The organism is Paraprevotella sp. (genome assembly GCF_986071375.1).
Genome location: NZ_CFQRNQ010000041.1, coordinates 1 through 2,946, shown reverse-complemented (window position 1 = coordinate 2,946; position 2,946 = coordinate 1). Strand labels below are relative to the sequence as shown.

Annotated in this window: 2 protein-coding genes and 1 pseudogene; 2 read left to right on the top strand and 1 reads right to left on the bottom strand. The window is 46.0% G+C overall.

All coding sequences use genetic code 11. The features are described from left to right. Positions 1-269 (bottom strand): annotated as a pseudogene (locus AC5RDV_RS13335) (fimbrillin family protein); the annotation flags it as partial. Positions 270-997: 728 nt separating this feature from the next. On the opposite strand from AC5RDV_RS13335, the gene AC5RDV_RS13330 reads away from it, so the two are divergent. Beyond that, positions 998-1,825 carry a DUF4121 family protein gene (locus tag AC5RDV_RS13330; RefSeq protein ID WP_005647149.1) on the top strand — a complete coding sequence of 276 codons (828 nt, stop codon included), beginning with the start codon at positions 998-1,000 and terminating at the stop codon, positions 1,823-1,825. Between the two features lie 18 nt (positions 1,826-1,843). Continuing rightward, positions 1,844-2,785 carry a hypothetical protein gene (locus AC5RDV_RS13325; RefSeq protein ID WP_008777842.1) on the top strand — a complete coding sequence of 314 codons (942 nt, stop codon included), beginning with the start codon at positions 1,844-1,846 and terminating at the stop codon, positions 2,783-2,785. The last annotated feature ends 161 nt before the right edge of the window (positions 2,786-2,946 follow it).

Genomic DNA, 2,946 nt, shown 5'->3' with positions numbered 1-2,946 from the left:
CCGTCCTTTATGGCAAAAACACCAATCGAATCACCATCGACAAACTCCATTTTAAAATGTTCGTCCCTTACAGAGGTACGTGTAGAGGACTTTCCTGCATTGGAGAGCTCTTCAAAATCAGCGACTATAGCCCGGACTGTAAAGGGTACTCCCTCACAGCACTCCTTCATACCTCCATTGTTTGCTTCGTATTCGTCAGTGCATGCACTACACACTAAAAGGATGCCCCCAAATACTATTCCAGTGAAAAATTTCATATATCTTTTCATATTATCTTACTTTAAACAGATTGGCATCTTTTTGCGAAGTCCAGAATTACCCCGTCAGGTCAATCAGTCTCTTGTTTTGCTTCCGTTCCAATAACTGTCTCGGTTTCAGCATTCTCTTCCCATGATACGGGACCGTTCTCCGGTATCACAGTAATTGCCTTTCGTGCTATACCTATAGTATAGCTGACGGCCCTTCCCGAAGCCCAATTATCAGTCAGAGGCAAAGACTGGTTTTCCATACTGACAGTTTGAACAACAAGAGCATTATTACTATATTTGTTGTAATCTGAAGTATCTTATTTGATTATCAACGCTTTGTAGAAAACTCGCATGAGAACGGGCAACGGATAAGAAAATTCCAAGCTGTTTAGAATCACTATATTCCTCATGCTTTCAAATAACTCTTTTTTCTTGATGCAAAGGTAGCATTTTTTCGTGATTGCCGGTAATTTTCGGGCATAAAATATCACGGTCATTTCAAGAAACATATACAGCGGACATGACAGCCATACCGTAGCCGAATCCCCGTAACTCACAGGCAAAGGTAACCCGTGTCCTGCTCGTACAAGCAAGGTCAAGCCCTCCGGGTGTCGTGGAAAAATCATCCTCGCCCGGAGGGCTTGCGGTATTTTTCCCGCCAACCTTGCATGTACGGGACACGACCTTTTATGGCCTGTAGTTACGGGAACTCCGGCCCCGAAAAGCCGGATCACTAAAAATAAATTGTTATGTCACAGCAGGTAACAAAAGAAAAGTACAGTATCGAAACACTCAGAGAGCGGAATGTTTCATACGACCACCAGCATTGGCTGACACAGAAAGATGTGGATATGGCCAACAATTATGTTGAACTCATTGAGCGGACACGCTCCGAAATTACACCTCAAATCGGCGACAGGCTGGTATATGTAACCGAACACGGGGATTATTACGGAAACGCCCTTATTGACAGCAGGAGTGCAAAAGAAGGATATCTTTCCGTATGCGAACAGCCGTATGTGCCTTTCGTGTGGGAAGAGGACGGCAATATCCGTCTGAGTGTCAGCGGAGGCGCATTCCATTCCGTGAATCCGGAGGAACTGAAATTCCTGAAATGGACGGAAGGGGTGTTCAAGGACTGGGGGCATTGCGGTGCTTGCGCCAACGGTTCGGTGTCATTTCTGGCTAAGGTACCGTTATGGTTTTATGCCGAACCCAATCCCAGGTATGGAGATTTCACGACCGAGACCTACCGGAAGTTCTACCTACACAAAAGGGAGGAATCGGAAAACGGCAATCTCTATCAAGGCTTTGACATCGCTTTTCGGGACGAAGCCGAGTTCCGGCAGTTCCTGAAGGACTACGAAGGAACGGTGTTCAAGGGAAATTGGGATAATCAAATCGTGTTATGGTGTTTCCGTCGGGAATATGTGTTCTTACCTTCCGCCGAATGGGAAACGTTTAATGCCCCGATCGAAACGAGGAGGCTCAACTTCCATCCCGAGCAGGTCAAGATAGTCAAGGACATGGAAAAGCACATCACTTATTTCTACCGGATTAAACCGGATAATTTTTAACATTTAACCCTAACAGATATGCAAACGACAACAGCACCCAAGGCCGGCAACGCTCCCGACCTGCTTCAAGGCATTCTGAGCGTACAAGTGAGAAACGAGGACAAGATTACGGAACAGGACCGTGTCTATTGCCAGACGCAGCAAAACCTGCTTTACAAGACACTCGACCAGATTGACCGCTGGTACGCCGTCTTCAAGGAAGAAGCCGAACAATACCAAGCCGAACGTAAGTTCCATTACGAAGAAAACGGCAAGGTTTCCATGCGTGATTTCTACACTTACCATAACGACAGGGAAGACTATTCACACAACGAGTTCAAACCGTTTGATCTGATTAACGATCTGGTAGATAAGAACCGAAACGCCAACGCGAATTTTGCGAACCGCATCATTTCTTATTTCAACAGGACTTACAAAGTGTCGGTTCCTGAGTATAAAATAGACGAAAAAAAACTTCCGATGGGCTTCCGTCCTGTTTATGACACATATGTAGATGTAGTCATCGAACACTTGGGCGGCAAGAGTTTCCGGGAAACGGCCGTGGAAGAACTGCTCGCACGCCTGAGCAAAGTTGTCAGACCGGCATACTGGAGCAAAGTCAAGACGGAGTTGAAGAAGGACAAGATAATCTTTCCCGAAATCATCCGTTTCGACGATTTTTCCATGCAATACAACCAAAGGAACAGAATCTCCTACAACTACGGCGGAGAACTGGAAACCCTGTGTGCCGGCATTGCCTACGGTGCGGATGACATACTGAATGGAAATTCAAAGATGATTATCCGTTTTGATGACAACGACATTTCTGTCACAGACTGGTACGACCTTACGACCACCAATGCCGAGCAAATCCGATTCTACAAGAACGGACGTATCGATGTCCGGTTCAAGGACAGTGCGGCAGCCGAAAGTTGTTTCAAGCGTCTGCATCTGGATGAAATCACCCTAAGAGAAAACTGACCATGATAAGATTTACACAGCACCCCGTAAGGCAATCCTTGCGGGGTGTTTTCATTTTTAACGATAAACAGATAAAGTCATGTATGCCATCATCCCCCAACAGATACCGCAAGGTATGCGTGCCGAAGTCAACGAGAAGATACTTTTCGCCATAGACTCCG

What these genes read in the sequence shown, in the direction of transcription:
- AC5RDV_RS13325 (WP_008777842.1), top strand. Translation starts at nt 1,844, where the DNA reads ATGCAAACGACAACAGCACCCAAGGCCGGCAACGCTCCCGACCTGCTT.
- AC5RDV_RS13330 (WP_005647149.1), top strand. Translation starts at nt 998, where the DNA reads ATGTCACAGCAGGTAACAAAAGAAAAGTACAGTATCGAAACACTCAGA.